Source organism: Conyzicola lurida (assembly GCF_014204935.1).
GTDB lineage: Bacteria > Actinomycetota > Actinomycetes > Actinomycetales > Microbacteriaceae > Conyzicola > Conyzicola lurida.
The window spans coordinates 2,289,516-2,315,273 of record NZ_JACHMJ010000001.1 but is presented as its reverse complement, the minus strand read 5'-3'; the positions used below and the strand labels follow the sequence as shown (position 1 = coordinate 2,315,273).

Sequence of the window (25,758 nt, the reverse complement as noted above, 5' to 3'; positions counted from 1 at the left end):
GCGTTCAGGCGGCGGGAACCGTGAGCGCCAGCTCGGCAGACGCCTCGCGCACCCGCCGCCGGTAGCTCGCGACGAGCACCCCGGCCACGACCGCGCCGCCCGCGACGAGTTCGACGCCGTCGATGAGCTGGCCGAACGCGATCCACGAGGCGAGCACGCCCACCACGGGCACGAGCATCGAGAACGGCGCGACCGTGCTCGACGGGTAGACCGACAGCAGGTTGTTCCAGATGCTGTAGCCGACCACAGTGGCGATCAGGATCACGTAGAGCAGTCCGAGAACGGCCGGCAGAGCCTCGGGAGTGAAGGATGTCGCGAGACTGTCGCCGATCCGGGCGGGACCCTCGATCAACAGCGACAGGATCAGCATCGGCACGACCGGCACCACCGACATCCACAGGGTCAGGTGCAGCGCGTTCGGCGCCTGGGCGCGGCGGGTCGAGACGTTGCCGATCGCCCAGCCGAGCGCGCCGCAGAGGGTGAGCACGACCGGCAGCAGCGCGGCGACCTGCGAGCGGTGCACGGCGATCGCGGCGAGGCCGAGCACCGCGATCGCGATGCCGACCGCCTGCCGCGACGTGATGCGCTCGCGCAGCCAGATGCCGGCGATGATCACGGTGAACGGCGCGGAGGCCTGCAGCACGATCGAGGCGAGACCGCTCGGCATACCGGCGGCCATTCCGAGGTAGAGGAACGCGAACTGCATGGTGCCGATGCCGAATCCGACGGCGATGAGCCAGCGCAGCGGGATCTTCGGCCGCGGGATGAAGATGATCGTCGGCACGGCGATGATCGCGAACCGCAGCGCCACCATGAACAACGGCGGGAAGTGTTCGAGCGCGAGGGCCGTCGCCGGGAAGTTGACGCCCCAGAGGACGGCGACGAGGACGGCGAGGAGGCGGTGGCGGAGCAGCATGTCCCCATGCTCGCCCAGATCACGATGAAGGTCTACGCCCGGATGATGCATCGACTTTGTAGACTCCCTTCATGGATGTCGCACAGCTCGCTCTTCTCCGGGAACTGGCCGACCGCGGCAGCATCACGGAGGTGGCCCTCGCCCTCGGCAAATCGCCGAGCGCCGTCTCCCAACAGCTCCGGACGCTGCAGCGGCAGGTCGGCGTCGTGCTGGTGGAACGGGTCGGTCGCGGCGTGCGGCTGACCGACGCCGGCACCGCCCTCGCCGAGAGTTCCGTGCGCATCTCGACCGCGATCGCCGAGGCCGAGGCGACCTGGGACGCCTACCGCGGCGGCGCCACAGGAGTGGTGCGCGTGGCGTCGTTCCAGTCCGCGTCCGAGTTGTTCGTGCCCGGCATGCTCACCCGCATCACGGAGTACCCCGGGATCCGGGTCGAGTTCGACGACCAGGACGTCTCGCAGGACGACTTCGCCGACCTCACCGCCGACTACGACATCGTGATCGCGCACCGCTCCGACGACGTACTGCCGCCCGCACCGTCGGTGCTGCGCGTCGTTCCGCTCGTGCGCGAGCCGCTCGACGTGGGCGTCTCGCTCGGGCACCGGCTTGCCGGGCGCGAGAGGGTGACGGTCGCCGACGTCATCGGCGAGGACTGGATCGGGGTGCCGGTCGACTACCCGATCGACCGGGTGCTCGCCGCGATGGCCGTCGCGGCCGGGACGCCGGCCCGCGTCATCCACCGTTCGACGCACCTCCCGCTCATCGAGAACTTGGTGGCAACCGGGCACGGCGTCGCGCTGCTGCCACGGCACACCTCGCTCGGCCGGGCCGCGGGGCGGTACCGGCTGCTGCCGCTCACCGACGTGCGCGCCGGGCGGCACATCGAGGCGCTGCTGCGTCCGGACCGGGCGGCGCGGCTCGCGGTGCGGGTCGTGCTCGACGCCTACGTGGCCGAGGCGGCGCTGCAGACTTCCGCGCCGGTAACGGGACGGTAACGTTCACCGGCTAGGGTGAGGGGATGAAGAGGATCGCCGTTGTTCCTGGATCGTTCGACCCCGTCACGCTGGGCCACCTCGACGTCATCGGGCGGGCCGCCCGCCTCTTCGACGAGTTGCACGTGCTCGTGGTGCACAACCCGGGCAAGACCGCGCTGCTGCCGATCGCGCAGCGCGTCTCGCTGATCGAGAAATCGGTTGCCGAGGCCGACCTGCCGTCGAACATCATCGTCACCAGCTGGAGCGTCGGACTGCTCGTCGACTACTGCACGGATGTCGGAGCCAGCGTCCTGGTCAAGGGAATCCGTTCGCAGATCGACGTCGCCTACGAGACGCCGATGGCGATCGTCAACCGCGACCTCGCCGGCGTCGAGACGATCTTTATGCTGCCGAACCCCGCGCACACCCACGTGTCGAGCTCGCTCGTCCGCCAGGTGTCGGCGCTCGGCGGAGACGTGGCGCCGTACGTGCCGCCGGCCGTCGCCAACTACCTGCAGCAGCGCGTCGAGTAGGCCGCTGAGTTCAGCCGTCGTTTACGCGACGCGCAACCTACGTCCACCGTCCTCCGCGCACGTCGCGAGATAATGGAGCGATTCAGGCGCTGGACCGCGCCGTGGACAAGGAGCGCACCGTGTCGTCGAAGACCCCGTCAACCAAGCCCGACAAGAAGGCCGAGAAGAAGGCTCTCGAAAAAGCGCAGAAGGCCGCCGCCGAGAAGGCCGCGCTCAAGGCCGTCAAGAAGGCTCAGGAGAAGGCCGACCGCAAGGCCGAGGCCAAGTTCCTGAAGAAGGCGATCGCCGAGGACACCGCCCTGGCCAAGAAGGCCGCGAAAAAGGCCGAGCGCAAAGAGGCCGAGAAGGCCGCGGCGAAGGCGAAGAAGGAGCTGAAGCAGGAGCGCGCGCTCGTGAAGAAGCAGCTGACCAAGGCGAAGGAGATCGCCGAGAAGCTCGCGGCGAAGGAAGCCAGGCGCGCCGAGAAGGCGGTGGCGAAAGAGCGGGAGCTCGCGGCGGAACTCGCCGCTGCCGCCGCCGATGCGACCGCGAAGCTGAAGGCCGCGAAGCCGGCTGTGGTCTCCAAGAAAACGGCTGCCGCGAAGACGCCGGTTGTCGCGACCGAGGTCGTGGCGAAGCCGGTTGCCGCGAAGAAGCCCGCCGCCGCACAGACCGTCGGGGCGAAGAAGTCCACCGCGAAGAAGGCAGCGGCGCTGCCGAGCATCCCGGTCGCGAAGCGTGCTCCCGCGTCATCCGCCCGCACGCCCCGCCGCACCGGCACCTCGGCCGTGCGCGCGAGTACCGAGCCGTCGGAGTCGTGGACCATGGTCGCGCTGCGCAGCCACGCGGGCGCGACCGGTGTCACGGGCTACTCGCGGTTGAACAAGGCCGACCTGCTCGCCAAACTGCGCGGGATCGACTCGCTCGACTAGCCGTTCGCCCGGCTAGCAGCTCTCGAACACGTACTCGGGGCTGTCCGGTGTCGTGAGGTCGCGGTCGCGCAGGATCGTCGAGGCCGGCACCTGCGGATCGGCGCAGACGTCGGCGAACTCGCCGAGCAGGTCGTCGGTGTACTCGATGTCGATGACGTGCTCGCCGTACACCTCGGTGTAGCGGTCGCACTCGTCGAAGCGCTGGCACTCCTCGGCGACGGCGAAGTCGAAGCCCGCGTCGTCGCGCCCGCGGGTCCCGAGTTCGACCGCGTTCTTCTGCGCGATGGCCAGACCCAGGGCGTGGGCGCTCTCGGCGTAGAGCGTGGCGAGGGCGATCGCGTCGTCGTCGGTGAGCGCGCCGTCGGAGCGCGTGTACGAGTCGAGGTTGTCGATCTCGACGGCGTCGAAGCCCGCATCGGCGCAGCCGGCGAAGACCTCGGTCGTGAAGCCGGCGATGCGATCGCGCTTGTCGTCGGACGAGGTGTCGAGAATCAGTTCGTCGGGCCAGTTCTCGTCGATGACCGGTTCGCCGCCCGTACCGGTGAGCACGAGGTCTGCGCGGTCGTCGAGCCAGAGGTCGCGGTCGGCGGGCTGCGTCTGGAAGCCGTTGATGTAGCAGACCGAGTACAGCCCGGGAGCGGGGATGTCGGTGCTGTCGCGAGCGACACCGCCGACGCCGTCGGCCGGTTCGTAGCCGCCGCCGAGCTGGTAGTCGACGACAGCGCCAGCCGGCGGAAGAGAGACGTCGGTGCTCGACTGCGGCGACGCGGAACAGCCGGCGAGCAGCACGAGCGCGGCGGCGAGGAACGCTGCCGGGGCGGTGCGCACGGTGTGCCCGCTAGCCGAGGCCCGCGACCGCGCGCGCGGTGGCGACGAAGGTCTCGCGCACGGTTTCGGGCGTATCGAGATAGCTGCCCACGAACGCGGCGTCGCGCAGCAACACGAGGGTGCCGGCGCGCGTCTCGTAGTCGGCTCGACCGGCGGTCTCGAGCGCGAAGCTCAGGGTCGCGCGGGTCCACTCGCGGTGGCCGGCGATCAAGACGCGCACCGGGCTCTGCGGGTCGGGGTACTCGGCGGCCGCGTTGATGAACGGGCAGCCGCGGGTGTGGTGCAGGGTGATGTCGTCGGCGACGATCTGGATCAGGATCTCGAGCAGTGCGTCGTCGGCGGTGTCTTCGGCGAGGATGGGGGCGACGGCGGCCCGCATGTCGGCGTCCTCACGGGCGAGGTAGGCCAGCACGAGGTCCTCTTTGCTCGGGAAGTGCCGGTAGAACGTCGCCCGGGTGACCGCGGCGGTGACGACGACGCGGTCGACGCCGACCGCGTGGATTCCCTCGCGGTAGAACAGGTCGGACGCCGTGGCCAAAAGCCGCTGCCGCGCCTGGGACGGGCGCTTCTCGACGAGCAACTCACTGGACATCCGCTCAGACTACCGGAACGCTCGTTCTCCCCACGTTACACTTCGTCGCGGTTTGTGCCCGGTGAGATCCGGACGAAATACAGAGGTGCGAGAATCGATGGATGACAGGTTTGCAGGTCGGCTACGCCGCGATGCTCGAGCAGTTCCACCCGAGGGAAGCCGTCGATCTCGCCGTCTACGCTGAAGCGCACGGTTTCTCGGGCGTGATGGCCGCCGACCACTTCCAGCCCTGGGTGCCGCAGCAGGGTCAGAGCTCGTTCGTCTGGAACGTGCTCTCCGCGATCGGCGAACGCACTACGGGCGACATGGGTCCCGGTGTCACCGCGCCGACGTTCCGGTACCACCCGGCGATGGTCGCCCAGGCGAGCGCGACCCTGGCCGCGATGTTCCCGGGCCGTCACTGGTTGGGCATCGGCTCCGGCGAGGCCCTCAACGAGCACATCGTCGGGCAGTACTGGCCGGAGGCGCCCGAGCGCATCAACCGTATGTTCGAGGCGGTCGACGTGATCAAGAAGCTCTTCGCCGCGTCCCTCGCCGGCAAAGACGTCAAACACAGCGGTCAATTCTTCAAGCTCGAGTCGACCCGGCTGTGGACGATGCCGGATGTCGCGCCGGAGATCCTCGTGGCTACCGCGGGACCGGTCACGGCCAAGCGCGCCGGACGCACCGTCGACGGCCTCATCACCGTGGGAGCGCCGATCGAGAAGATCGCCGGACTGTTCGCGAAGTTCGACGAGGGCGCCCGCGACGCCGGCAAGGACCCGTCGACGATGCCGCGCGTGCTGCAGCTGCACCTCAGCTGGGCGCCGACCACCGAGGAAGCCATGCGCAACGCCTTGGTCGAGTGGCCCAACGGCGGGATGCGGTTCCCCAAGAGCGACATCCGCTCGCCCTTCGAACTCGAACAGCTCGCCAAACTCGTGCGCCCCGAGGACTTCGACGGACGCATGATCGTCGACTCCGACCCCGAGGTGCACCGCGCGCACATCCAGCGCTACGTCGACCTCGGCTTCGACCGCATCTACCTGCACAACGTCGGACGCAACCAGCGCGAGTGGATCGACGTGTTCGGCCGCGACGTCCTCCCGAAACTCGTGCGCTGATGCTCTCCGTCTACGCCGCGGCGGGCATCCCCGAAATCTCTCCGACCAGCGACCTCGCGCAGATCCTCGGCGACGCCCTCGACGGGCTGCTCGCCGACGGCGACATCCTCGCGGTCACCAGCAAGATCATCTCGAAGGCCGAGGGCCGCATCGTGCAGGCCGCCGACCGCGAGCAGGCGATCACCGACGAGACCGTGCGCGTCGTCGCGACCCGGGCGCACCCGGGCGGGGTCACGCGCATCGTCGAGAACCGTCTCGGCATGGTCGCCGCGGCGGCGGGCGTCGACTCGAGCAACACCGCCGACGGCACCGTGCTCCTGCTGCCGGTCGACCCCGACGCGAGCGCCGCCCGGCTGCGCGCCGCGCTCCAGGAGCGCTTCGGCATCCGCATCGGCATCGTCATCACCGACACGCTCGGCCGCGCCTGGCGCGAGGGGCAGACCGACGTCACGATCGGCTCGAGCGGCGTGCGCCTGCTCGACGACCTGCGCGGCACCCTCGACTCGCACGGTCGCCGGCTCGACGTCACCCTTCCCGCCGTCGGCGACGAGATCGCCGCGGCGGCCGACCTGGTCAAGGGCAAGAGCGGCGGGCTGCCCGTCGCGGTCGTCCGCGGGCTGGGCCGGCTCCTCGACGCGGATGCGCCCGGCGCCCGCGTGCTCATCCGTCGCGCGGAAGCCGACATGTTCCGGCTCGGTGCCGCGGAGGCGTTCGCCGAAGGGTACGCGGCGGGGCTCGCGGCGGCGCCGGAGGAGGCGCAGTGACCGAATCGCACTTCCCCACCTCCCGCCAGTCCGCCCGCTCGGAGATCGAGCGCGCGGCCGTCGAGCAGTTCGAGTCGCGGCCCCGCGATACCGGTATCCGCCGCACCGGCAAGCCCGTCCGCGAGACCCACGTCGCGGAACCCACGCGCGAGTGGATCGTCGTCATCCCCGTGAAGGGAACCGGGGAGGCGAAGTCGCGTCTCGGCGACGGCCACCCCGACCGCGCTGCCCTGGCCCAGGCGCTCGCGCTCGACACGGTCGCGGCTGCGCTCGCCGCGGCATCCGTCGTCCTGGTGCTCGTCGTGACGACCGCGGAAGCGGCGCCGGCGTTCGACGACCTCGGCGCGTTCGTCGTGATCGAGGAGCAGCCGTCGGGGCTCGCCGCCGCGATCGCCGACGGGCTCGACGTCGCCACCGACCTCGGCGCCCCGGGCAGGGGAGTGGCCGTGCTGCTCGGCGACCTGCCCGCGCTGCAGCCCGCGGAACTCGCCGCCGCGCTCGCCGCGGCCACCGCGCACGAGCTCTCGATGGTGCCCGACGCCGACGGCACCGGCACGGCGCTCATCGCGGCGGCCGACGGGGCCGTGCACGCGACCGCGTTCGGCGCCGGCTCACGGGCAGCGCACGCCGCCGCGGGCTACGTCGAGCTGGCGGTCGACGCCGATTCCGGCCTGCGCCGCGACGTCGACACCCCGCAGCAGCTCGCCGACCTCGCGCCGCGCGTGGGACGGTTCACGGCCGAGGTTCTGGGCTAGGTTCGCGCGCCCCCTGCGGTCGACAGGATGCGGCCCGCCCGACACGCCGATCCGTCCTGTCGAGCGGGCGTCGGGCCCGATCGGTCCTGTCGGGCGACGGTGGCGAGCGCCGGGGCTACAGGGCCAGGGCGTCGGCGGCGAGCTGCGCGCTCGTCGCGGGGTCACGCATCCAAAGCGGTACGGCGCGGGCCGCGATGCCCGCGGCCTCGAGCGCCGGGACAGCCGCAGCATCCGTCTCGTCGATGAGCCAGGCATCGAGGATGCCGCCGGCCGACCGGGCGCCGTAGTGCAGGCCGACCGCCTCGGCGGAGGTCTCCACACCGATGGCGGTCAGGCAGGCGTCGGCCATGCCGCGCACGACCGCCCCGGCGATGATCGGCGAGACGCCGACGACGCGGGCGGAGGTCGCGGCGACCGCCGCGCGGATGCCGGGGATGCCGAGGATCGTGCCGATCGAGACGACGGGGTTCGACGGGGCGATCAGCACCACGTCGGCGTCGGCGATCGCCGCGAGCACGCCGGGCGCGGGGGTCGAGTTCTCGACGTAGTGCTGCACGAAGCCGAGCGCGGGAACGGTGGCGCGGTGCTTCGTCCACCATTCCTGGAAGTGCAGCTCGCCGCCCTCGACCGTGACGTGCGTCTCCACCTCGTCGTCGGTTGCGGGGATGAGGTGCACGCCGAGGTCCCAGCGCGAGGTGATGCGGTCGGTGACCGCGCTCAGCGGCATGCCCGACCGCAGCAGGTCGGTGCGGGCGAGGTGGGTGCCGATGTCGAGGTCGCCGAGGGTGAACCACGGCCAGCCGATGCCGTACGCGCGCAGTTCGCCGCTCACCCGCTCGGTCTCGCCGACCCGGCCCCAGCCGCGCTCCTCGTCGTTCTCGCCCGCGAGCGTGTACATGATCGAGTCGAGGTCGGGCGCGATGCGCAGGCTCGTGAGCCACATGTCGTCGCCGGTGTTGACCACAGCGGTGATCTCGGCCTCGGGGATGCCGCGCGCGTGCTCACGCACACCGCGGAGGAAACGGGCGCCGCCGACGCCGCCGGAAAGCACGGTTATCTTCACCGGTCCACGATACGTCGCCGTGGCTGACGGGGCCCCACCCTAGCATTCATCGGAGGTTCATAGATGGGGTCAACTCCCAGTACGACCGGTAGTGAAGTTCTGCCACACTCGTAGCGTGAACAGCATTGCGGCGAGGTTCGAACCCGGGCACGAAGCGGCCTCCGACGTCGATCACGAGACGCTCTCGATCGAGGAGTTCTTCCGCTCGAGCCGCGCGATCATCGGTTCCGTCGAGACGGTGATCGACGGCAAGCGCGAGGCCGTCGAGATGGCGCTCACCGTCATCCTCGCCGAGGGCCACCTGCTCATCGAAGACGTTCCCGGGGTCGGCAAGACCATGCTGGCCCGCGCGCTGGCCAAGAGCCTCGACTGCTCGGTCTCGCGCATCCAGTTCACCCCCGACCTGCTGCCCTCCGACATCACCGGTGTCTCGATCTACAACCAGGCCGACCGGGAGTTCGAGTTCAAGCCCGGCCCCGTGTTCGCCAACCTCGTCATCGGCGACGAGATCAACCGGGCCAGCCCGAAGACCCAGTCCGCCCTGCTCGAGTGCATGGAGGAGAAGCAGGTCACGGTCGATGGCACGACCTACGCGCTGGCCTCGCCGTTCACCGTCGTCGCCACGCAGAACCCCATCGAGATGGAGGGCACCTACGCCCTGCCCGAGGCGCAGCGCGACCGCTTTATGGCGCGCATCTCGATGGGCTACCCCGACTCCTCAGCCGAGATCGCGATGCTGCGCTCGCGCGAGACCCGCAGCCCGCTCGAAGACGTCGTGCCGGTCGTCTCCGGCCAGCAGCTCTCCGCCATGATCCACACCGCGCGCAACGTGTTCGTCAGCCAGGCCGTCGAGCAGTACGTCGTGCGTCTCTCGCAGGCCACCCGCACCGACCCCGAACTGCGACTCGGCGCCAGCCCCCGCGCCACCCTGCAGCTCGTGCGTGCCGCCAAGGTACGCGCCGCCCTCGACGGCCGCGAGTTCGTGCTGCCCGACGACATCAACGCGATCGTCGCCCCCGTGCTCGCCCACCGCCTCATCGCCGCCAACCGTTCCGGCGGGGTCGCGCGGGCGAGCGTCGCGGAGATCATCGCCCGGATCGTGGCGCAGACCCCGGTTCCGCTCGGCGCCGGCGGGCTCGCGGGGCACGCGGGCTGACGGATGGCGCGGCGCGGCACACGTCGGCGGGCTACGAGGATCACCGCGAGAGGGTGGGCGATCCTCGGCAGCGCCGTGGTGCTGGTGATCGCGGCGTACTCGCTGGGTAACGAGCAGTTCCGCTTCGTCGCCTGCCTGCTGGCGGCGCTCGTCGGGCTCTGCCTGCTGCTCGTGCGCTACCGTGCGCCGCGGTTGACGGCCGCGCGGCGGTTCTCGGTCGACGTCGTCTCGGTCGGCAGCCCTGTCACCGTCACGATCGACGTGACGAACGGCACCGTCGGGCGCAGTTCCGCCGCCGAGTGGAGCGACCGGCTGCCGTGGGAACCCGGAGCCACCGAGCCCGCGCGGCTCGCGGGGCTTCCCTCCGCCCGCTATTCCTCCCGCGGCACCGCCCGGCTCGAGTACGTGTTGCACCCGCCGCGTCGGGGGATCGTCGAGATCGGCCCGGTCGCGGTCGAGCGGGCCGACCCCTTCGGCCTCTCCACCCGGCAGACCGTGCTCGGCGACTCACGACAGCTCATCGTCGCGCCGCGAATCACGCCGCTCGCGGGCAGCGGGTTCTCGCTCGCCGGGGGCGACGGATCCGTGCGGGCGAGCCGCCGCAACACGGCCGGCAACAACGACGACCTGATGACGCGCGAGTACCGGCGGGGCGACGCGCTGCGCCGGGTGCACTGGCGCGCCACGGCCCGGCACGGCGACCTCATGGTGAGGCAGGAGGAGGAGAGCAGCTTTCCGACCGCGCGGCTCGTCGTCGACACGCGCGACGACGGGTATGCGACATCCGACGCCTTCGAATGGGCTCTCGGCATGGTGGCCTCGCTCGGCGTGCACCTGGTCAGCGCCGGGTTCCAGCTTCACCTGCGCGAGACCGCGCCCGCCCAGCTCGTCGCCCCGCTCGAGGCCGGCGGTGGCACCGGGCACGACGTGGAATTCCTCACCAGCCTCGCCCGCGTCGCGCTCGTGGTCGGCCGGCACGACGCCCCGCCGTCGGTCGCCGAGCTCGACCAGCACGGCCCGATCTTCGCCGTCGTCTCCGCGCCGACCGCCGACACGCTGCGCTGGATCGTCGGCCAACGTGCCCCCAACGAGCACGGCGTCGCCATCCTCGTCGACGAACCCGGCTCGGCCGCGTTCGAGACCCTGTCCCGCGCGGGCTGGCACTGCGTCGCGGCACACTCGACGGACGACGCCGCCGAGGTCTGGGCGGCGGCGCTCGACGACGAGGGTGCGGGCGGCGAGTCCTACGGGCGCTCCCTCTTCGCGAGGTCGGAGCGCGGTCATGGTTGACACCCTCGTCGCGCCGCCCCGCGTCGGCCCGCGCACGCCCCCGCCCACCCGGGTGCAGCGTGACAGCACCGGGAGTGTGCGCACGAGCGCGGCCATCGCGGGAGCGGTGCTGATCGCCCTCGGCGGGCTGCACCAGCTGCTCGACGGCACCTACTGGTGGCTCGTCTCGGGAGGCATCGCCCTCATCGTGCTCGCGACCATCGCCGCCGTGCGCGCGGTCACCCGCCGCACCCTGCTGCCCACCGCGGTGGGGGCCGCGGCGCTGCTCGTTCTGCTCACCCTGTTCTTCGCCTCCGAGACCGCGATCGTCGGCATCATCCCGACCTTCGACACGGTCGGCGCGTTCGGGCAGCTGATCACGCGGGGGAGCATCTCCATCCAGGAGCAGGGAGTGCCCGCCGAAGCCGTGCCCGGCATCCTCTTCCTGCTCGCGCTCGGGGCAGGGGTCGTCGCCATCGCCGCCGACACGTTCTCGTTCCCGGCGCACACCCCCGCGCTCACGGGCGTGCCGCTCCTGGCCATCGTGGCCGTGCCGGGATTCATCGACCCCGCGTTCAGCGACCCGCTCTACTTCCTCTTCGCGGCGGCGGCCTGGCTGGTCATCGTCTACGTGACCTCGCCGCGCAGCCAGCCGGGCGTGGCATTCGGCATCGCCGCGGGCGCGCTCGTCGCCGGTCTCGTGCTGCCGCTGGCCCTGCCGCCCGTGCTGCCCGTGGAATCCGCGGCGCTGGGTGACGGCTACGCCACCGGGCTGAACCCGATTATCGACCTCGGCGACGACCTGCGGCGCGACGCCCCCGTCGTGGCGCTCACCTACACGACCACCGCGGCCGACCGGCAGTACCTGCGCATGACGACGCTCGAGGAGTTCGGCGACGACGCGTGGGCGCCCACCGTGGTGACCGGCTCGGGCGACAACGACCCGGAAGCGATCCCCGCGGCGCCGGGCCGGAGCCCCGACGTCGCCGTGGTGGAGAGCGAGGCGACGATCACCGTGGGCAACGTGCGCGGCCGCTGGCTGCCCGTGCCCTACGCGCCCCGGGCCGTCGAGGGTCTCGTCGGACGCTGGGTGTGGGACGAAGAGACGCTCAACGTGCGCTCCGAACGCGCGACCGTGCGCGGACAGGTGTACACGGTCACGACAGAGACGGCCGACCCCACGAGCGACCAGCTGCGCGCGGCCGACCCCGTCGTGACCCCCGAACTCGAGCGCTACCTCGCGGTGCCGCCCACTCTGCCCGCGGTCGTGGCGGAGACCGCGCTCGCCGTGACGGCGGGCGCGACCAACAACTACGACCGGGCGATGGCGCTGCAGAGCTACTTCCGCGGCGGCGACTTCGTCTACTCGGAGGAGGCGCCGGTCGACGAGGGCTACGACGGCACGGGCGCGGAGATCATCGCCGAATTCCTCGAGGCCAAGAGCGGCTACTGCGTGCACTTCTCGTCGGCGATGGCAGCCATGGCCCGCACCCTCGGCATCCCGGCCCGCATCGCGGTCGGCTTCACGACGGGCGCGGAGGTCGACAACGCGTCCACCGGCGGCCAGACGTTCCGGGTCACCACCGACGAGCTGCACGCCTGGCCCGAGCTCTACTTCGCGGGCGTCGGCTGGACGCGGTTCGAACCCACGGTGAGCCGCAACAACATCCCCGAGTATTCGTCGGCCGCGGTCGACGACCCGGCGACGCCCGACATCGACGAGTCGGTGGCGACGCCGGCCCCCACCGACGCGGCCCAGGACCTCGGGGACGACCGGCTCGACAGCGGCAGCGTTCCCACCGGCCAGACGCAGGCGGGGGTCAACTGGAACGCGGTCGTGCTCGGCGCGACGGGCCTCGCCCTGCTCGTGCTGCTGCTCGTACCCGCGTTCGCCCGCGTGCTGCGCCGGCGGTCGCGGCTGCGCACCGTCGACGGCGGGGCATCGGTGCTGGGGGCCTGGGACGAGCTGCGCGACACCGCGCTCGATCTCGGCTGGACGCTCACCGACGCGGAGACGCCGCGCGAGTTCGCCGCCCGCCTTGCCGCCTCACGCGACGACCCGGCATTCGCCGCGACCGGCCCCATCGGCGGGTCGCCGGTGGAGGACCCGGCCGCGCTCGCCGTGCTCGAGCGGCTGCGCGAGGCGGTCGAACGCGAGTCCTACGCGCGGGCCGGGGGCGGCGCTGCCACCGTGCGCGCGGAGGAGCCGGTCACCGTGGCCGAGGTGCGCGGCGTGCTGGACGCGCTCCGCGACGGCGTCGGGCGCGGGGTGCGGGTGCGGGCGGCGCTGGCTCCGACATCCATTCTTGCCAGCTGGTTCGCGGTGGGTGCCCGCTGGCGCAAGCAGCCCTGAGGACGGTCAGGCCCGCGTGGCCGACGCCAGCAGTGCGCCGACCGAGTCGACCTCGTCACGCACGAGGCCGGCGGTGACGCGCACGAACTGGCCGCCCTCGGGCGTCGGTCCCGCGACGAACGGGGTGCCCGCGGCCACCCTGATTCCCGCGGCGGCCAGCTGCACGACCGCGTTGCGCTCGTCCTCGACCCGTAGCCACAGGTTGATGCCGTCGGGCACCGGCATCACGACACCGTGGTCGGCCAGAGAGGCGACGAGCGCGACCTGCCGCGAGCGGTAGGCGGCGCGGGCGGCGTGCACCGCGGCGACGGTCTGGTCGTTGGTGAGCAGGTCGTGCAGCACGGTCTGCAGCATGCGCGAGGTCCAGCCGGGGCCGAGGATACGGCGGGCGACGAGCCGGTCGATCAGCTCGCGCGGGCCGCCGACCGCGGCGATGCGCAGGTCGGGGCCGTGCGACTTGGAGAAGCTGCGGATGTGCACGACCCGCTCGGGAAGGTAGCTGCCGAGGCTGACGTCGTCGCTCGTCGAGATCTCGCCCGAGTGGTCGTCCTCGATGACCACGGTCGCGTCGGCCGTGCGCATCGAGCCGATCAGCCGCGACAGTTCGCGCGCCCGCCCGTCGGAGAGCGAGACACCGGCGGGGTTGTGGGTGCGGGGCTGCAGCACGATGGCGGCGGGGGAGGATTTGAGCGCCTCGGCGAGCGACTCGGGACGGATGCCGAACTCGTCCACCTCGACCGGCAGGCGCTCGACGCCGTAGTGCTCGAGCAAGTCGAACAGCGGCGGGAAGCCCGGGTTCTCGACGACGACACGGTCGCCGTAGCGCAGCACGAGGTCGAGGGTGCGCGAGATCGCGTCCATCGCCCCGTCGACGACCGTGATGGTGTCGACCGGGTACGGCCAGGAGGCGCGCAGCACGCGCTCGAGCTCGGGCAGCACGGGCAGGTCGTAGTAGTTCGCGGTGCTGGCGTGGCTGGGCACGCGCGAGAGCGCCGGTCCGATGTCGGGCAGCAGCGCGGTGTCGGGCGTGCCCGTGGAGAGGTCGAGGCGGGCGACGGTGTGCCTGGGCTCGGCGAGACCCCGCGACCGCGGCGGCAGCCACGCGGTGCGCTCGGCGCGCACGAAGGTGCCGCTGCGGCCGCGCGAGACGATGAGGCCCACGCCGGCGAGGGCCTGCCAGGCGTGGCTCACGGTCGCCGGGCTCACGCCGAGATCGATCGCGAGCTCCCGCACGGTGGGCAGCCGGTCGCCCGGAGCGAGGTCTCCGGAGTTGATCAGACGGGCGATCGCACCGGCGATACCGCTCGGCGTGGCCTCGTCCACGGCCAGGGCTACCGACTTCATACGAACCCCCGTAGGTTTTACGCCAGCGTCACAAACCGAAACGTAAGAGAAATGTTTACCGCGAATAATAACAAAACGTAAGCCCTTCTGGAGGTATCGCATGACAGTCGTACGCGCAGCAATCACCCAGACCACGTGGACCGGCGACAAGGAGTCGATGCTCGCCAAGCACGAGCAGTTCGCCCGCGATGCAGCGGCCGCCGGCGCCCAGGTCATCTGCTTCCAGGAACTCTTCTACGGCCCGTACTTCGGCATCACCGAAGACAAGAAGTACTACCGCTACGCCGAGCAGGCCGACGGCCCCATCGTGCAGCGGTTCGCGGCGCTCGCCAAAGAGCTGGGTATCGTGATGGTCCTCCCGATCTACGAGGAAGACATCACGGGCGTGTACTACAACACCACCGTGCTGGTCGAAGTCGACGGCACCATCCTCGGCAAGTACCGCAAGCACCACCTCCCGCACCTCGACCGGTTCTGGGAGAAGTTCTACTTCCGCCCCGGCAACCTCGGCTACCCCGTCTTCGACACCTCGGTCGGCAAGATCGGCATGTACATCTGTTACGACCGTCATTTTCCCGAGGGATGGCGCGAGCTGGGGCTGAACGGAGCCCACATCGTCTTCAACCCGAACGCCACCAAGCCCGGGCTGTCGAACCGACTGTGGGAGGTCGAGGGTCCCGCGGCGGCCGTCGCCAACGGCTACTTCGTGCTGCAGCCCAACCGGGTCGGCCGCGAGGACAACGAGTACGGCGAGCTCGCCGTCGACTTCTACGGCACCAGCCAGGTGATCGACCCGCGCGGCAACTTCGTCGGCGAGCGGGGGTCGGGCAGCGAGGAAGAGCTGCTGATCCGCGACCTCGAGCTCGACATGGTGCAGGAGATGCGCGACGACTGGCAGTTCTACCGCGACCGTCGCCCGGACTCGTACACGAGCATTCCCAAGCCGTAGCACCAGCGTTCCCTGAGCCTGTCGAAGGGCACCGCCGCTTCGACAGGCTCAGCGACCCGAGGAAGGACAGCCAATGAAGACTCTCATCAAGAACGGCCTCGTCGTCAATGCGACCGGCACCGGGATGGCCGACGTGCTCATCGACGGCGAGACCATCGCCGCGGTGCTCGCCCCCGGATCCACCCTGCTGGGCTACGACCTCGAGGCGAACGTCGACACCGTCATCGACGCGACCGGCAAGTACGTCATCCCGGGCGGCATCGACGCCCACACGCACATGGAGATGCCCTTCGGCGGCACCTTCGCGTCCGACACCTTCGAGACCGGCACCCGTGCCGCGGCGTGGGGCGGCACCACGAGCATCGTCGACTTCGTCGTGCAGTACCCGGGCGACAACCCGGTCGAGCGCTACAACGCCTGGCAGGCGAAGGCCGCGGGCAACTGCGCCATCGACTACGGCTTCCACCAGATTCTCTCCGACGTGCAGGACGAGTCGCTGGTCGCGATGGACGAGCTCATCGACGAGGGCGTCACGAGCTTCAAGATGTTCATGGCCTACAAGGGCGTCTTCCTCTCCGACGACGGCCAGATCGTGAAGGCGATGCAGAAGGGCGCGTCGAACGGCGCGCTCATGATGATGCACGCCGAGAACGGCAGCGTCATCGACCTGCTCGTGGCCCAGGCCATCGCGGCCGGCAACACCTCGCCGTACAACCACGGGCTGACCCGTCCGTGGCAGGCCGAGGAGGAGGCGACGCACCGCGCGATCATGCTCGCCAACCTCACCGGCGCCCCGCTGTACGTCGTGCACGTGAGCGCGAAGCAGGCCGTCGACCAGATCGCGGTCGCCCGCGACAACGGGCAGAACGTCTTCGGCGAGACCTGCCCCCAGTACCTCTACCTCTCGCTCGAGGACAACCTCGGCGCGTCGAGCGAGGAATGGGGCGACTTCGAGGGCGCCAAGTGGGTGTGTTCGACGCCGCTGCGGTCGCGCGGCGAGGGCCACCAGCACCACATGTGGCAGGCGCTGCGCACCAACGACATCCAGATGGTCTCCACCGACCACTGCCCGTTCTGCATGAAGGGCCAGAAGGACATGGGTCTGACCGACTTCTCCAAGATCCCGAACGGCATCGGCTCGGTGGAACACCGCATGGACCTGATGTACCAGGGCGTCGTCGACGGCCACATCTCGCTGTCGCGCTGGGTCGAGCTCACCTCGACCACTCCGGCCCGCATGTTCGGGTTCTACGGCAAGAAGGGCGTCATCCAGCCGGGGGCCGACGGCGACGTCGTCGTCTACGACCCGAACGGCCACACGTCGATCGGCGTCGGCAAGACGCACCACATGAACATGGACTACTCCGCCTGGGAGGGCTACGAGATCGACGGCCACGTCGACACCGTGATCTCCCGCGGCAAGGTCATCGTCGACGACAACCAGTACATCGGCACCAAGGGCGACGGCAAGTACTTCAAGCGCGGGCTGTCGCAGTACCTGATCTAAGAGCATCGGGAATGACAAGAAAGAGCACCATGGACTTCGGAGCAGTACTGCAGACCAACCCGCCGGCCTCGCGCACGGTCGCGCTCGCCAAGCTGGCCGAGCAGCACGGGTTCAGCCACGTCTGGACCTTCGACTCGCACCTGCTCTGGCAGGAGCCCTACGTGATCTACAGCCAGATCCTCGCCGAGACCCGGCGCGTGATCGTCGGCCCCATGGTGACGAACCCCGCCACTCGCGACTGGACGGTCACGGCATCCACCTATGCCACTCTCAACGAGATGTACGGCAACCGCACCATCTGCGGGATCGGCCGCGGCGACTCGGCCGTGCGGGTGACCAACGGCAAGCCGACCACCCTGAAGGACCTGCGCGAGTCCATCCATGTCATCCGCGAGCTCGCGAACTCGCGGTCGGTCGAGTACAACGGCGCGACGCTGCAGTTCCCGTGGAGCACCGGCTCGACGCTCGACGTCTGGGTGGCCGCCTACGGACCGCTCGCGCTCAAACTCACGGGCGAGGTGGGCGACGGCTTCATTCTCCAGATGGCCGATCTGGATGTCGCGGAGTGGATGATCGCGACGGTGCGTAGAGCGGCCGATGCCGCCGGCCGTGACCCGCTCGCCGTCAAGTTCTGCGTCGCCGCCCCCATGTACGTGGGCGACGACTGGACGCACATGCGCGACCAGAACCGCTGGTTCGGAGGCATGGTCGGCAACCACGTGGCCGACATCGTCGCGAAGTACGGCGAGGGCTCGGCGGTTCCCAAGGCGCTCACCGACTACATCAAGGGCCGCGAGGGCTACGACTACAACGAGCACGGCCGCGCGGGCAACAGCCACGCGAACTTCGTGCCCGACGAGATCGTCGACCGGTTCTGCCTGCTCGGCACGGCCGACCAACACATCGAGAAGCTCAAGGCGCTCAAGGAGCTCGGCGTCGACCAGTTCGCCGGATACCTGCAGCACGACAACAAAGAGGAGACGATGCGCGTCTACGGGGAGACGGTCATCCCGGCCCTCCGCGAGCACATCGTGGCGAAGGCATAGTGACCAGGCTCCGTCCCTTCCTGCTCGGCGCGCTCGCCGTGCTGCTGGTCGCCGTGGTCTGGGAGCTGTACAAGGCGCTCGGCCCGGTCGACGGCTGGGTCGTCGGCGCCGAGGAGGGCGTGCGCAACTCGGGGCTGCGCCTCCTGCCGCGCACGAGCGACCTCGCCATGCCGCACGTCTGGGAGATGTTCGCCCGGCTGGCCGACCCGATCACCGGCGCGACGAACGCCCAGCCGCTCTGGCTCGCCGTCACCCTCGCCGCCCTGTTCAGCCTCGGCGTGGCGGCGGCCGGGCTACTCATCGCCCTCGTCGTCGGCTTCGCGCTCGCCCTGCTGATGCAGCGCTTCCGCATCGCCGAGTCCGCGGTGCTGCCGCTCGTCATCCTGAGCCAGACCGTGCCTCTCATCGCGCTCGCCCCGCTCGTGAAGGGCTGGGGGTCGAAGCTCGAGTTCGGGTCGTTCGAATGGGAGAACTGGATGTCGGTGGCCGTGATCGCCTCCTACCTCGCGTTCTTCCCCATCGCCGTCGGCGCCCTGCGCGGTCTGCAGTCACCCGACGTCATCCACACCGAACTCATGCACTCGTACGCCGCCAGCCGGTTCCGCACGCTCATCCACCTGCGGCTGCCGGCGAGCGTTCCCTACCTGCTGCCCGCCCTGCGGCTCGGCGCGGCGAACGCGGTCGTCGGCACGGTCGTCGCCGAGGTGTCGATCGGGCTGCCCGGCGGCATCGGGCGCATGATCCTCGAATTCGCAAACTTCGCATCCAGCGACCCGGCAAAGCCGTGGGCGCCCATCTTCGGCGCGATCGTGCTCGGCCTCGTGGCCGCCGGTCTCGTCGCCCTACTCGGACTGGCTTTCGGCCGGTACCGTCGCGCGGAGGTACACGCATGAGTGTTTCGGTCCCAGAGCTCGTCGAAGGGCCCGCCGCGGTCCAGGTCACCTCGGTCGACCGCGTCTTCACGGCCAAGAAGAACACGGTCACCGCGCTCAGCGACGTGAGCCTCACGGTGGCGCCCGGCGAGTTCGTCTCGCTCATCGGCCCGTCGGGCTGCGGTAAGAGCACACTGCTGCGGCTCATCGCCGACCTTGACACCCCGACCGCCGGCACCATCGAGGTCTTCGGCAAGACCGCGCGGCAGGCGCGCATCGACCAGGAGTACGGCATCGCCTTCCAGCAGGCCGGCCTGCTGCCGTGGCGCACGGTGACCGCCAACATCGAACTGCCGCTCGAGCTGCACGGCGTCGGCAAGGCGGCCCGCGCGAAGCGAGCCGCGGAGCTCATCGCCCTCGTCGGGCTCAGCGACTTCGCCGGGCACTTCCCCGACCAGCTCTCGGGCGGCATGCAGCAGCGCGTCGCGATCGCGCGCTCCATCGCCGAGCAGCCGCGGCTGCTGCTGATGGACGAACCGTTCGGCGCCCTCGACGAGATGACGCGCGAGCACATGCAGCTCGAGCTCGTGCGTATCACCGCCGAGACGGGTGCCGCGGTCGTCTTCGTCACGCACTCGATCCCCGAGGCCGTGTTCCTCTCCGACCGTGTCGTCGTGATGTCGCCGCGGCCCGGGCGCATCCGCGACATCGTCGACGTGAGGCTCGGCGCCGCCGCCGACCGCGGAGAAGACCTGCGCGAAGAGAGGGACTTCTTCGAGGCGGTCACGAAGGTGCGCGAGGCGCTGCACGGAGCCGAAGCGCCCACCGTGGGGGTGGATCTCCGATGATCACGGTGGGCAACTCCTTCGTCACGCGCGTGCTCCCGCCGGTCGCCCTGTTCGTCGCGCTGCTCGTCGTCTGGCAGCTGGCCGTCGTCGTCGGCGACATCCCGGCGTTCCTGCTTCCCAGCCCGCTCGCCATCCTCGAGGAGTTCGGAGCCCTGCTGCCGAGCATCGTAGCCGCCAGCCTCGTCACCGGCACGAACGCCCTCCTCGGTCTGCTGATCGGATCGCTGCTCGGCGTCGTCGCAGCCGTCGTCGCCGCGTTCGTGCGCGTGCTCGACGAGATGTTCGCCCCCGTGGTGGCGGCCATCGCGGTCGTGCCGATCGTCGCCCTCGCGCCCGTGCTCTACACGATGTTCGGCGCGAGCATCGAGATCGCCCGGGTCATCGTCGCCGCGATCGCCGTGTTCGTGCCGGTGTTCATCAACAGCCTGCGCGGCCTCCGCCAGGTGCGGCCCGTGCAGCGCGACCTCATGCGCGCCTACGCCGCGACCGGCTGGCAGACAGCGCGCACCGTCACCATCCCGAACGCCCTCCCGTTCGTCTTCACCGGGCTCCGCATCGCGTCGTCGCTCGCGGTGATCTCCGCCATCGTCTCGGAGTATTTCGGGGGACCGCGCTCGGGTATCGGGTCGTTCATCACGACCGCGGCATCCGGCAGCAACTACGCCCGGGCCTGGGCTTTCGTGGTCGGCGCCATCATCGTCGGCCTGATCTTCTTCGGCGCCACCCTGGCGATCGAACGCGTCTTCACCCGGCACCGACCGGCCTGAGGGCCCCACAGACGACCACTCGCCGACGGCGCCGAGGAGGCCGAACAAAGAACCGCACCAAGAGACAGCACCCACACAAGGAGGCACCACGTGAAGCACAGTAAGCGTTTTACCTACGGGCTCGCCGCTGCCGCGGCAGTCAGCGCACTCGTCCTGTCCGGTTGCAGCGCCAGCGAACCTGCCGAGGAGACGGCCTCCGGCGATTCGGACCTCACCCCGGTCAAGCTCCAGCTCCAGTGGCTCACGCAGGCGCAGTTCGCCGGCTACTACGCGGCCGCCGCCGAGGGCTACTACGAAGACGAGGGGCTCGACGTCGAGATCATCCAGGGCGGCGGCGACATCGTGCCGCAGGACGCCCTCGCGAGCGGCGACGTCGACTACGCGATCTCCTGGGTGCCCAAGGTGCTCGGCTCGATCGAGAACGGCGCGAACATCACCAACGTCGCGCAGATCTTCGAGCGCTCGGCCACGCTGCAGGTCGCGTTCGCCGACTCCGGCATCGAGACCGCGGCCGACCTGGCCGGCAAGACCATCGGCAGCTGGGGCTACGGCAACGAGTGGGAGCTCTACGCCGGCCTCAACAAGGCGGGCGTGACCGACGAGGTCTCGGTCGTGTCGCAGAACTTCGACATGAACGCGCTGCTCTCCGGCGACATCGACGCCGCACAGGCGATGACCTACAACGAGTACGCGCAGCTGCTCGAGACGGTCGACCCCGAGACCGGCGAGCTCTACACGGCCGACGACTTCTCCGTCATCGACTGGAACGAGGAGGGCACCTCGATGCTGCAGGACGCGATCTGGGCCGACACGTCGCGCCTCGAAGACGACGAGTACGCCGAGACCACCGTCAAGTTCATCAAGGCCTCGATCAAGGGCTGGGTCTTCGCCCGCGACAACGCGCAGGAGGCCGCCGACGAGGTGACCGCCGCCGGCTCGACCCTCGGCCTCTCGCACCAGCTGTGGATGACCAACGAGGTCAACAAGCTGATCTGGCCGTCGACCGCCGGAGGCATCGGCATGATCGACACCGACGCGTGGGACGCGACCGTGGCCATGGCGCTCGAGACAAGCAACGAGACCGGCGCGACCATCATCACCGAGGAGCCGCCCGCCACCGCGTACAGCAACGAGTACGTCGAGCAGGCGCTCGCCGAACTGACCGACGAAGGCGTAGACGTGGAAGGCGCGTCGTTCGAGCCCCTCGAGGTCGAACTCAAGGAGGGCGGCGAGTAGCATCCCCCCAACGGTCCCTGAGCTCGTCGAAGGGCTTCGACAAGCTCAGGGACCGCCTAACCCCGAAGGAACAGCACCATGAACGACCTGAATCCCGCCGACGGCGAACTCGCCTACGACCTCGACCGCGCGCACGTCTTCCACTCCTGGAGCGCACAGGGGGCACTGACGCCCTTCGTGATCGCCGGGGGAGCGGGCAGCACCGTCTGGGACTTCGACGGCACCCGCTACCTCGACTTCTCCAGCCAGCTCGTCAACACCAACATCGGCCACCAGCACCCGGCCGTCGTCGGCGCGATCAAGGCCCAGGCCGACATCCTCACCACCGTCGCCCCCGCGCACGCCAATCTCGCGCGCGGCGAGGCGGCCAAGCGCATCCTCGCGCGGGCCGGCAGCAGCTTCGGCAAGGTCTTCTTCACCAACGGCGGTGCCGATGCCAACGAAAATGCCATCCGGATGGCGCGGCTGACCACCGGCCGTGACAAGGTGCTCTCGATGTACCGGTCGTACCACGGCAACACCGGCGCGGCCATCGTGGCCACCGGAGACTGGCGTCGAGTGCCGAACGAGTTCGCCCGCGGCCACGCGCACTTCTTCGGCCCCTTCGCCTACCGCTCCGAATTCTGGGCCGACTCGCCCGAGCAGGAGTCGGAACGCGCCCTGCAGCACCTGGAACGCGTCATCCAGTCGGAGGGGCAGTCGGGCATCGCGGCCATCCTCATCGAGACCGTGCCCGGCACCGCCGGCGTGCTCGTGCCGCCGCCCGGCTACCTGCGCGGTGTGCGCCGCCTCGCCGACAAATACGGCATCGTACTCATCTTCGACGAGGTCATGTGCGGCTTCGGGCGCACCGGGGAATGGTTCGCCTGGCAGGCGTTCCCCGACGACGACGGCCCCGTCGTGCCCGACCTGATCACCTTCGCCAAGGGCGTCAACTCGGGCTACGTGCCGACCGGCGGCGTCATCATCTCCGAGTCGATCGCCAACGCGTTCGAGACGCAGGTGTTCCCGGGCGGTCTCACCTACTCCGGGCATCCGCTCGCGATGGCGTCCATCGTCGCGGCGCTCGACGCCATGGAGGACGACGGCATCATCGACAACGCCCGCACCATCGGCACCGACCACCTCGCGCCCGGGCTCGCGGCCTTGGCCGCGAAGCACCCGCTCATCGGCGAGGTGCGCGGTCTCGGCGTCTTCTGGGCGCTCGACCTGGTCTCCGACCCGGAGACCCGCGAACCGGTCTCCGGCGTCGTCATCGGCCAGCTCAAGAAGGAGCTGCTCTCCCGCGGCCTGCTGCCCTTCTCCGCGGACAACCGCATCCACGTCGTACCGCCCTGCATCGTGACGCCCGAGGAGGTCGCCACGGCGCTGGCGATCTACGACGAGGCGTTCACCGCGGTCGAGGCGACGCTCTAGCGGGTCTCGACAGGCCCGACCGGCCTGGCACCTGGCGGATCGAGCCTGTCGAAATCCCGGATGTCGCAGCCTCGGCCTACCCGAGCCTGCGACATCCACGCCGTTCAGCGTAGAATTCTCGGTTGTGTCGAACTTCACCCCCACCCCGTTCACCGTCCCGGTGTACGACCTCATGCACCGCTCGGGCGAGATGCGCGAGCATGAGCTCGACATCACCGTTCCCGAGGCCTTCGGCAATGCCCTGATCGGCATCCCCGAGGGTGCCTCCATGCACGTCGACGTGCGCCTCGAAGCGCTCCACGACGGCATCCTGGTCTCCGCAGACGTGCAGACGCTCGCCAAGGGCGAGTGCGGACGCTGCCTCGACGAGATCGAACTGCCTGTCGAAGTCGATATTCAGGAGCTTTTCGCGTACTCTGTTGACGAAGCTTTTGACTACACGGTTGTCGAGGACCATATTGACCTCGAACCGTCCGTCAGGGATGCGGTAGTGCTGTCACTGCCGTTTCAACCGGTATGTCGTCCGGATTGCCCAGGCCTCGACCCGGAAACGGGCGAAAGGCTGGCCGATTTTCCGGACAGGAAACCCAAAGAGATCGTAGATCCACGCTGGTCTGCGCTCGCCGGGTTCCAGTCATCCGAATCAGATGTTGCAGGCGAGGCGGCAGGCGATGCCGATCGCGCCGAGAGAGAGAAGAGAAGCTAATGGCTGTACCGAAGCGCAAGATGTCGCGCGCGAGCACCCGCATGCGCCGCGCACAGTGGAAGGCAACCGCCCCCACCCTGGTCAAGACCGTCGAGAACGGCAAGACCACCTACAGCCTCCCGCACCGCGCGAAGGTTGTCGAAGACTCCACCGGCACGCCCCTGTACATGGAGTACAAGGGCCGCAAGGTCGCGGACGTATAGTCCACTTGAACTACTGCGAGTCGGCTCGTGCGTGGAACCTCGGTCACAATGACTGACGGGGCCAGCCGGGCCGATTTGTCGTCCCTGCTCGAGGTCGAAATCGCCCCCGAGCTGCTCGAGCTCGCCCTGACGCACCGGTCTTTCGCGTACGAAAACGGCGGATCGAACAACGAGCGCCTCGAGTTCCTCGGCGACTCGATTTTGGGCCAGGCCGTCACGGTCATGCTCTTCACCGAGCACCCCGACCTCGACGAGGGCGAGCTGGCCAAGCGTCGCGCGAGCCTCGTGTCGACGGTCGCGCTGGCCGAGATCGCCCGCTCGATCGGGCTCGGCCAGTACCTCCGCGTGGGCCGCGGCGAAGAGCTCACCGGCGGCCGGGACAAGTCGTCGATGCTCGCCGACACCGTCGAAGCCATCATCGGGGCCGCGTATCTCTCCCGCGGCGGCGACGAGGCCACGGCGCTCGTGCACCGGCTGATCGCACCGCTGCTCGCCGACCCCGAACGCTTCGGCGCCACCATGGACCCGAAGACGAGCCTGCAGGAGCTCTCCGCTCGCCGCAGCCTCGGCGCGCCCAGCTACGTCATCGTCGACAGCGGGCCCGACCACCTCAAGCGTTTCCACGCCACGGTCATCGTCGGCGGCGACGAGATCGCCACGGGCACCGGCTCGAGCAAGAAGCAGGCCGAGGTCGCCGCGGCGCTCGAGGCCTGGACGCGTCTCACCCGCACCTCCGCCTAGTGCCGGAGCTGCCAGAGGTCGAGGTCGTCCGCGCCGGCCTCGAACCCGCCGTCACCGACGCCACGATCGCGGGCGTCACCGTCTTCGACGAACGCTCGCTGCGCCGCCACGACGGTCCCGGCGAGGACTTCGTCGACCGGCTCGTCGGCCGCGGCATCCTCTCGGCCGAACGGCGGGGCAAATTTTTATGGATGCCGCTGGCGGCGACGCTCGCGGAGGAGCCCGAGGCGCTCGTCGTACACCTCGGCATGAGCGGCCAGGTGCTGCTGCGCGACCGGTCGACCGACGATCGGCTCACGCGCATCCGGCTCGAGCTCGACCACCCGCAGCACGGTCCGCTGCGCTTGAACTTCGTCGACCAGCGCATCTTCGGCTCGATGGCGGTCGACCGGTTGCTCCCGACCGCGGACGCCCCCGACGGCCTCGTGCCGAGCCAGGTCGCGCACATCGCCCGCGACCCGCTCGACCCGCTGTTCGACGACCGGCTGTTCTTCGAGCGGCTCGCCCGTCGCACCACCGGCGTGAAGCGCGCGCTGCTCGACCAGACCCTGCTCAGCGGCGTCGGCAACATCTACGCCGACGAGGCGCTCTGGGCCTCCCGGGTGCACTACGACCAGCCGACGTCGACGCTGTCGCGGCCGCGCGCGAAGCTGCTGCTCGCCGAGGTGCGTCTCGTCCTCGAGAAAGCGCTCGGGGAGGGCGGCACCAGCTTCGACGCGCAGTACGTCAACGTCAACGGCGCCTCCGGCTATTTCTCGCACTCGCTCAACGCCTACGGCCAGCAGGGCAAACCGTGCCCGCGCTGCGGCCGCCCGATCACGCGCGAGTCGTTTATGAACCGCGGGTCGCACTTCTGCGCGTTCTGCCAGCGGGTGCGCTGAGCCGGAAATAATCACGGCCCCGCCC

26 protein-coding genes are annotated in these 25,758 nt (G+C 70.0%); 21 read left to right on the top strand and 5 right to left on the bottom strand.

Features of this window, described 5'->3' with window-relative positions; genetic code table 11:
- Window positions 1-4: 4 nt before the first annotated feature.
- On the bottom strand, window positions 5-916 hold the full coding sequence (locus HD599_RS11245; RefSeq protein ID WP_184237505.1) for an EamA family transporter: 912 nt from the start codon (window positions 914-916) through the stop codon (window positions 5-7).
- A gap of 71 nt (window positions 917-987) precedes the next feature.
- Between HD599_RS11245 and HD599_RS11240 the strand changes: the two genes are divergently transcribed.
- From HD599_RS11240 to HD599_RS11230, 3 genes are all read left to right on the top strand, one after another.
- Window positions 988-1,911: a LysR family transcriptional regulator gene (locus HD599_RS11240; RefSeq protein WP_184237502.1), complete on the top strand. Its 924-nt coding sequence runs from the start codon at window positions 988-990 to the stop codon at window positions 1,909-1,911.
- A 23-nt stretch (window positions 1,912-1,934) separates the two neighbouring features.
- Window positions 1,935-2,423, top strand: a complete 489-nt coding sequence (coaD, locus tag HD599_RS11235) for a pantetheine-phosphate adenylyltransferase (protein WP_184237499.1) — start codon at window positions 1,935-1,937, stop codon at window positions 2,421-2,423.
- A gap of 119 nt (window positions 2,424-2,542) precedes the next feature.
- Complete coding sequence (locus tag HD599_RS11230) at window positions 2,543-3,334, top strand: hypothetical protein (RefSeq protein WP_184237496.1); 792 nt, start codon at window positions 2,543-2,545, stop codon at window positions 3,332-3,334.
- A gap of 12 nt (window positions 3,335-3,346) precedes the next feature.
- Here the strand turns inward: HD599_RS11230 and HD599_RS11225 are convergent, their stop codons facing one another.
- Together HD599_RS11225 and HD599_RS11220 are read right to left on the bottom strand one after the other, a co-directional pair.
- Window positions 3,347-4,162, bottom strand: coding sequence for an endo alpha-1,4 polygalactosaminidase (locus HD599_RS11225; RefSeq protein WP_184237493.1), 816 nt, complete (start codon window positions 4,160-4,162; stop codon window positions 3,347-3,349).
- A gap of 10 nt (window positions 4,163-4,172) precedes the next feature.
- Window positions 4,173-4,754: a TetR/AcrR family transcriptional regulator gene (locus HD599_RS11220; RefSeq protein WP_184237491.1), complete on the bottom strand. Its 582-nt coding sequence runs from the start codon at window positions 4,752-4,754 to the stop codon at window positions 4,173-4,175.
- A gap of 101 nt (window positions 4,755-4,855) precedes the next feature.
- On the opposite strand from HD599_RS11220, the gene HD599_RS11215 reads away from it, so the two are divergent.
- From HD599_RS11215 to cofC, 3 genes are read left to right on the top strand one after another with little or no spacing between them, the layout of a single operon-like run.
- Window positions 4,856-5,857, top strand: a complete 1,002-nt coding sequence (locus tag HD599_RS11215; protein ID WP_184237488.1) for a TIGR03557 family F420-dependent LLM class oxidoreductase — start codon at window positions 4,856-4,858, stop codon at window positions 5,855-5,857.
- Window positions 5,857-6,621, top strand: coding sequence for a coenzyme F420-0:L-glutamate ligase (gene cofE, locus HD599_RS11210; RefSeq protein ID WP_184237485.1), 765 nt, complete (start codon window positions 5,857-5,859; stop codon window positions 6,619-6,621). The genes HD599_RS11215 and cofE overlap by 1 nt, the downstream gene beginning before the upstream one ends.
- Entirely contained in the window at window positions 6,618-7,376 is a 759-nt protein-coding gene (cofC, locus tag HD599_RS11205) for a 2-phospho-L-lactate guanylyltransferase (RefSeq protein ID WP_343062024.1), read from the top strand. The genes cofE and cofC overlap by 4 nt, the downstream gene beginning before the upstream one ends.
- A 115-nt stretch (window positions 7,377-7,491) precedes the next feature.
- On the opposite strand, the gene cofD is transcribed toward cofC, so the two are convergent.
- On the bottom strand, window positions 7,492-8,439 hold the full coding sequence (cofD, locus tag HD599_RS11200; protein ID WP_184237482.1) for a 2-phospho-L-lactate transferase: 948 nt from the start codon (window positions 8,437-8,439) through the stop codon (window positions 7,492-7,494).
- A gap of 115 nt (window positions 8,440-8,554) precedes the next feature.
- Here cofD and HD599_RS11195 point away from each other — a divergent pair, with 115 nt between their 5' ends.
- The 3 genes from HD599_RS11195 (at window position 8,555) to HD599_RS11185 (ending at window position 13,217) form a co-directional block, all read left to right on the top strand.
- Complete coding sequence (locus HD599_RS11195) at window positions 8,555-9,595, top strand: AAA family ATPase (protein ID WP_425489161.1); 1,041 nt, start codon at window positions 8,555-8,557, stop codon at window positions 9,593-9,595.
- Between the two features lie 75 nt (window positions 9,596-9,670).
- Window positions 9,671-10,885, top strand: a complete 1,215-nt coding sequence (locus tag HD599_RS11190) for a DUF58 domain-containing protein (RefSeq protein ID WP_184237479.1) — start codon at window positions 9,671-9,673, stop codon at window positions 10,883-10,885.
- Entirely contained in the window at window positions 10,878-13,217 is a 2,340-nt protein-coding gene (locus HD599_RS11185; protein WP_184237476.1) for a transglutaminase TgpA family protein, read from the top strand. The genes HD599_RS11190 and HD599_RS11185 overlap by 8 nt, the downstream gene beginning before the upstream one ends.
- A 6-nt stretch (window positions 13,218-13,223) precedes the next feature.
- Here HD599_RS11185 and HD599_RS11180 read toward each other — a convergent pair whose 3' ends face one another.
- Window positions 13,224-14,561, bottom strand: a complete 1,338-nt coding sequence (locus HD599_RS11180; protein WP_184237473.1) for an aminotransferase-like domain-containing protein — start codon at window positions 14,559-14,561, stop codon at window positions 13,224-13,226.
- A gap of 100 nt (window positions 14,562-14,661) precedes the next feature.
- Between HD599_RS11180 and HD599_RS11175 the strand changes: the two genes are divergently transcribed.
- From HD599_RS11175 to mutM, 12 genes are all read left to right on the top strand, one after another.
- Window positions 14,662-15,510, top strand: a complete 849-nt coding sequence (locus tag HD599_RS11175; RefSeq protein WP_184237470.1) for a nitrilase-related carbon-nitrogen hydrolase — start codon at window positions 14,662-14,664, stop codon at window positions 15,508-15,510.
- 73 nt (window positions 15,511-15,583) lie between these two features.
- Window positions 15,584-17,017, top strand: coding sequence for a dihydropyrimidinase (gene hydA / locus HD599_RS11170; RefSeq protein ID WP_184237467.1), 1,434 nt, complete (start codon window positions 15,584-15,586; stop codon window positions 17,015-17,017).
- Between the two features lie 29 nt (window positions 17,018-17,046).
- Window positions 17,047-18,063 (top strand): TIGR03842 family LLM class F420-dependent oxidoreductase, encoded by a 1,017-nt coding sequence (locus tag HD599_RS11165; protein WP_184240556.1) that lies wholly within the window; start codon window positions 17,047-17,049, stop codon window positions 18,061-18,063.
- Window positions 18,063-18,956 (top strand): ABC transporter permease, encoded by an 894-nt coding sequence (locus HD599_RS11160; protein WP_343062023.1) that lies wholly within the window; start codon window positions 18,063-18,065, stop codon window positions 18,954-18,956. The genes HD599_RS11165 and HD599_RS11160 overlap by 1 nt, the downstream gene beginning before the upstream one ends.
- Entirely contained in the window at window positions 18,953-19,783 is an 831-nt protein-coding gene (locus tag HD599_RS11155) for an ABC transporter ATP-binding protein (RefSeq protein WP_184237464.1), read from the top strand. Before HD599_RS11160 ends, HD599_RS11155 begins: the two co-directional genes overlap by 4 nt.
- Entirely contained in the window at window positions 19,780-20,550 is a 771-nt protein-coding gene (locus HD599_RS11150; protein ID WP_184237461.1) for an ABC transporter permease, read from the top strand. The genes HD599_RS11155 and HD599_RS11150 overlap by 4 nt, the downstream gene beginning before the upstream one ends.
- A 90-nt stretch (window positions 20,551-20,640) precedes the next feature.
- Complete coding sequence (locus tag HD599_RS11145; RefSeq protein WP_184237458.1) at window positions 20,641-21,786, top strand: ABC transporter substrate-binding protein; 1,146 nt, start codon at window positions 20,641-20,643, stop codon at window positions 21,784-21,786.
- A 78-nt stretch (window positions 21,787-21,864) separates the two neighbouring features.
- Window positions 21,865-23,202: an aspartate aminotransferase family protein gene (locus HD599_RS11140; RefSeq protein WP_184237455.1), complete on the top strand. Its 1,338-nt coding sequence runs from the start codon at window positions 21,865-21,867 to the stop codon at window positions 23,200-23,202.
- Between the two features lie 124 nt (window positions 23,203-23,326).
- Complete coding sequence (locus HD599_RS11135) at window positions 23,327-23,908, top strand: YceD family protein (protein ID WP_343062021.1); 582 nt, start codon at window positions 23,327-23,329, stop codon at window positions 23,906-23,908.
- Window positions 23,908-24,111, top strand: coding sequence for a 50S ribosomal protein L32 (gene rpmF, locus HD599_RS11130; RefSeq protein WP_131415693.1), 204 nt, complete (start codon window positions 23,908-23,910; stop codon window positions 24,109-24,111). Before HD599_RS11135 ends, rpmF begins: the two co-directional genes overlap by 1 nt.
- Before the next feature lie 48 nt (window positions 24,112-24,159).
- Window positions 24,160-24,852, top strand: a complete 693-nt coding sequence (rnc, locus tag HD599_RS11125; RefSeq protein ID WP_184237452.1) for a ribonuclease III — start codon at window positions 24,160-24,162, stop codon at window positions 24,850-24,852.
- The gene (gene mutM / locus HD599_RS11120) at window positions 24,852-25,733 is read left to right on the top strand and encodes a bifunctional DNA-formamidopyrimidine glycosylase/DNA-(apurinic or apyrimidinic site) lyase (protein ID WP_184237449.1); all 882 of its coding nucleotides are present in this window, start codon (window positions 24,852-24,854) and stop codon (window positions 25,731-25,733) included. The genes rnc and mutM overlap by 1 nt, the downstream gene beginning before the upstream one ends.
- The last annotated feature ends 25 nt before the right edge of the window (window positions 25,734-25,758 follow it).

Bases quoted from the DNA above. Each gene is read 5' to 3' on its own strand.
- rpmF (WP_131415693.1), top strand. From the start codon at position 23,908: ATGGCTGTACCGAAGCGCAAGATGTCGCGCGCGAGCACCCGCATGCGC.
- HD599_RS11165 (WP_184240556.1), top strand. From the start codon at position 17,047: ATGGACTTCGGAGCAGTACTGCAGACCAACCCGCCGGCCTCGCGCACG.
- HD599_RS11155 (WP_184237464.1), top strand. From the start codon at position 18,953: ATGAGTGTTTCGGTCCCAGAGCTCGTCGAAGGGCCCGCCGCGGTCCAG.
- HD599_RS11180 (WP_184237473.1), bottom strand. From the start codon at position 14,561: ATGAAGTCGGTAGCCCTGGCCGTGGACGAGGCCACGCCGAGCGGTATC.
- HD599_RS11215 (WP_184237488.1), top strand. From the start codon at position 4,856: ATGACAGGTTTGCAGGTCGGCTACGCCGCGATGCTCGAGCAGTTCCAC.
- cofE (WP_184237485.1), top strand. From the start codon at position 5,857: ATGCTCTCCGTCTACGCCGCGGCGGGCATCCCCGAAATCTCTCCGACC.
- rnc (WP_184237452.1), top strand. From the start codon at position 24,160: ATGACTGACGGGGCCAGCCGGGCCGATTTGTCGTCCCTGCTCGAGGTC.
- HD599_RS11220 (WP_184237491.1), bottom strand. From the start codon at position 4,754: ATGTCCAGTGAGTTGCTCGTCGAGAAGCGCCCGTCCCAGGCGCGGCAG.
- coaD (WP_184237499.1), top strand. From the start codon at position 1,935: ATGAAGAGGATCGCCGTTGTTCCTGGATCGTTCGACCCCGTCACGCTG.
- HD599_RS11140 (WP_184237455.1), top strand. From the start codon at position 21,865: ATGAACGACCTGAATCCCGCCGACGGCGAACTCGCCTACGACCTCGAC.
- HD599_RS11240 (WP_184237502.1), top strand. From the start codon at position 988: ATGGATGTCGCACAGCTCGCTCTTCTCCGGGAACTGGCCGACCGCGGC.
- hydA (WP_184237467.1), top strand. From the start codon at position 15,584: ATGAAGACTCTCATCAAGAACGGCCTCGTCGTCAATGCGACCGGCACC.
- HD599_RS11185 (WP_184237476.1), top strand. From the start codon at position 10,878: ATGGTTGACACCCTCGTCGCGCCGCCCCGCGTCGGCCCGCGCACGCCC.
- HD599_RS11175 (WP_184237470.1), top strand. From the start codon at position 14,662: ATGACAGTCGTACGCGCAGCAATCACCCAGACCACGTGGACCGGCGAC.
- HD599_RS11245 (WP_184237505.1), bottom strand. From the start codon at position 916: ATGCTGCTCCGCCACCGCCTCCTCGCCGTCCTCGTCGCCGTCCTCTGG.
- HD599_RS11150 (WP_184237461.1), top strand. From the start codon at position 19,780: ATGATCACGGTGGGCAACTCCTTCGTCACGCGCGTGCTCCCGCCGGTC.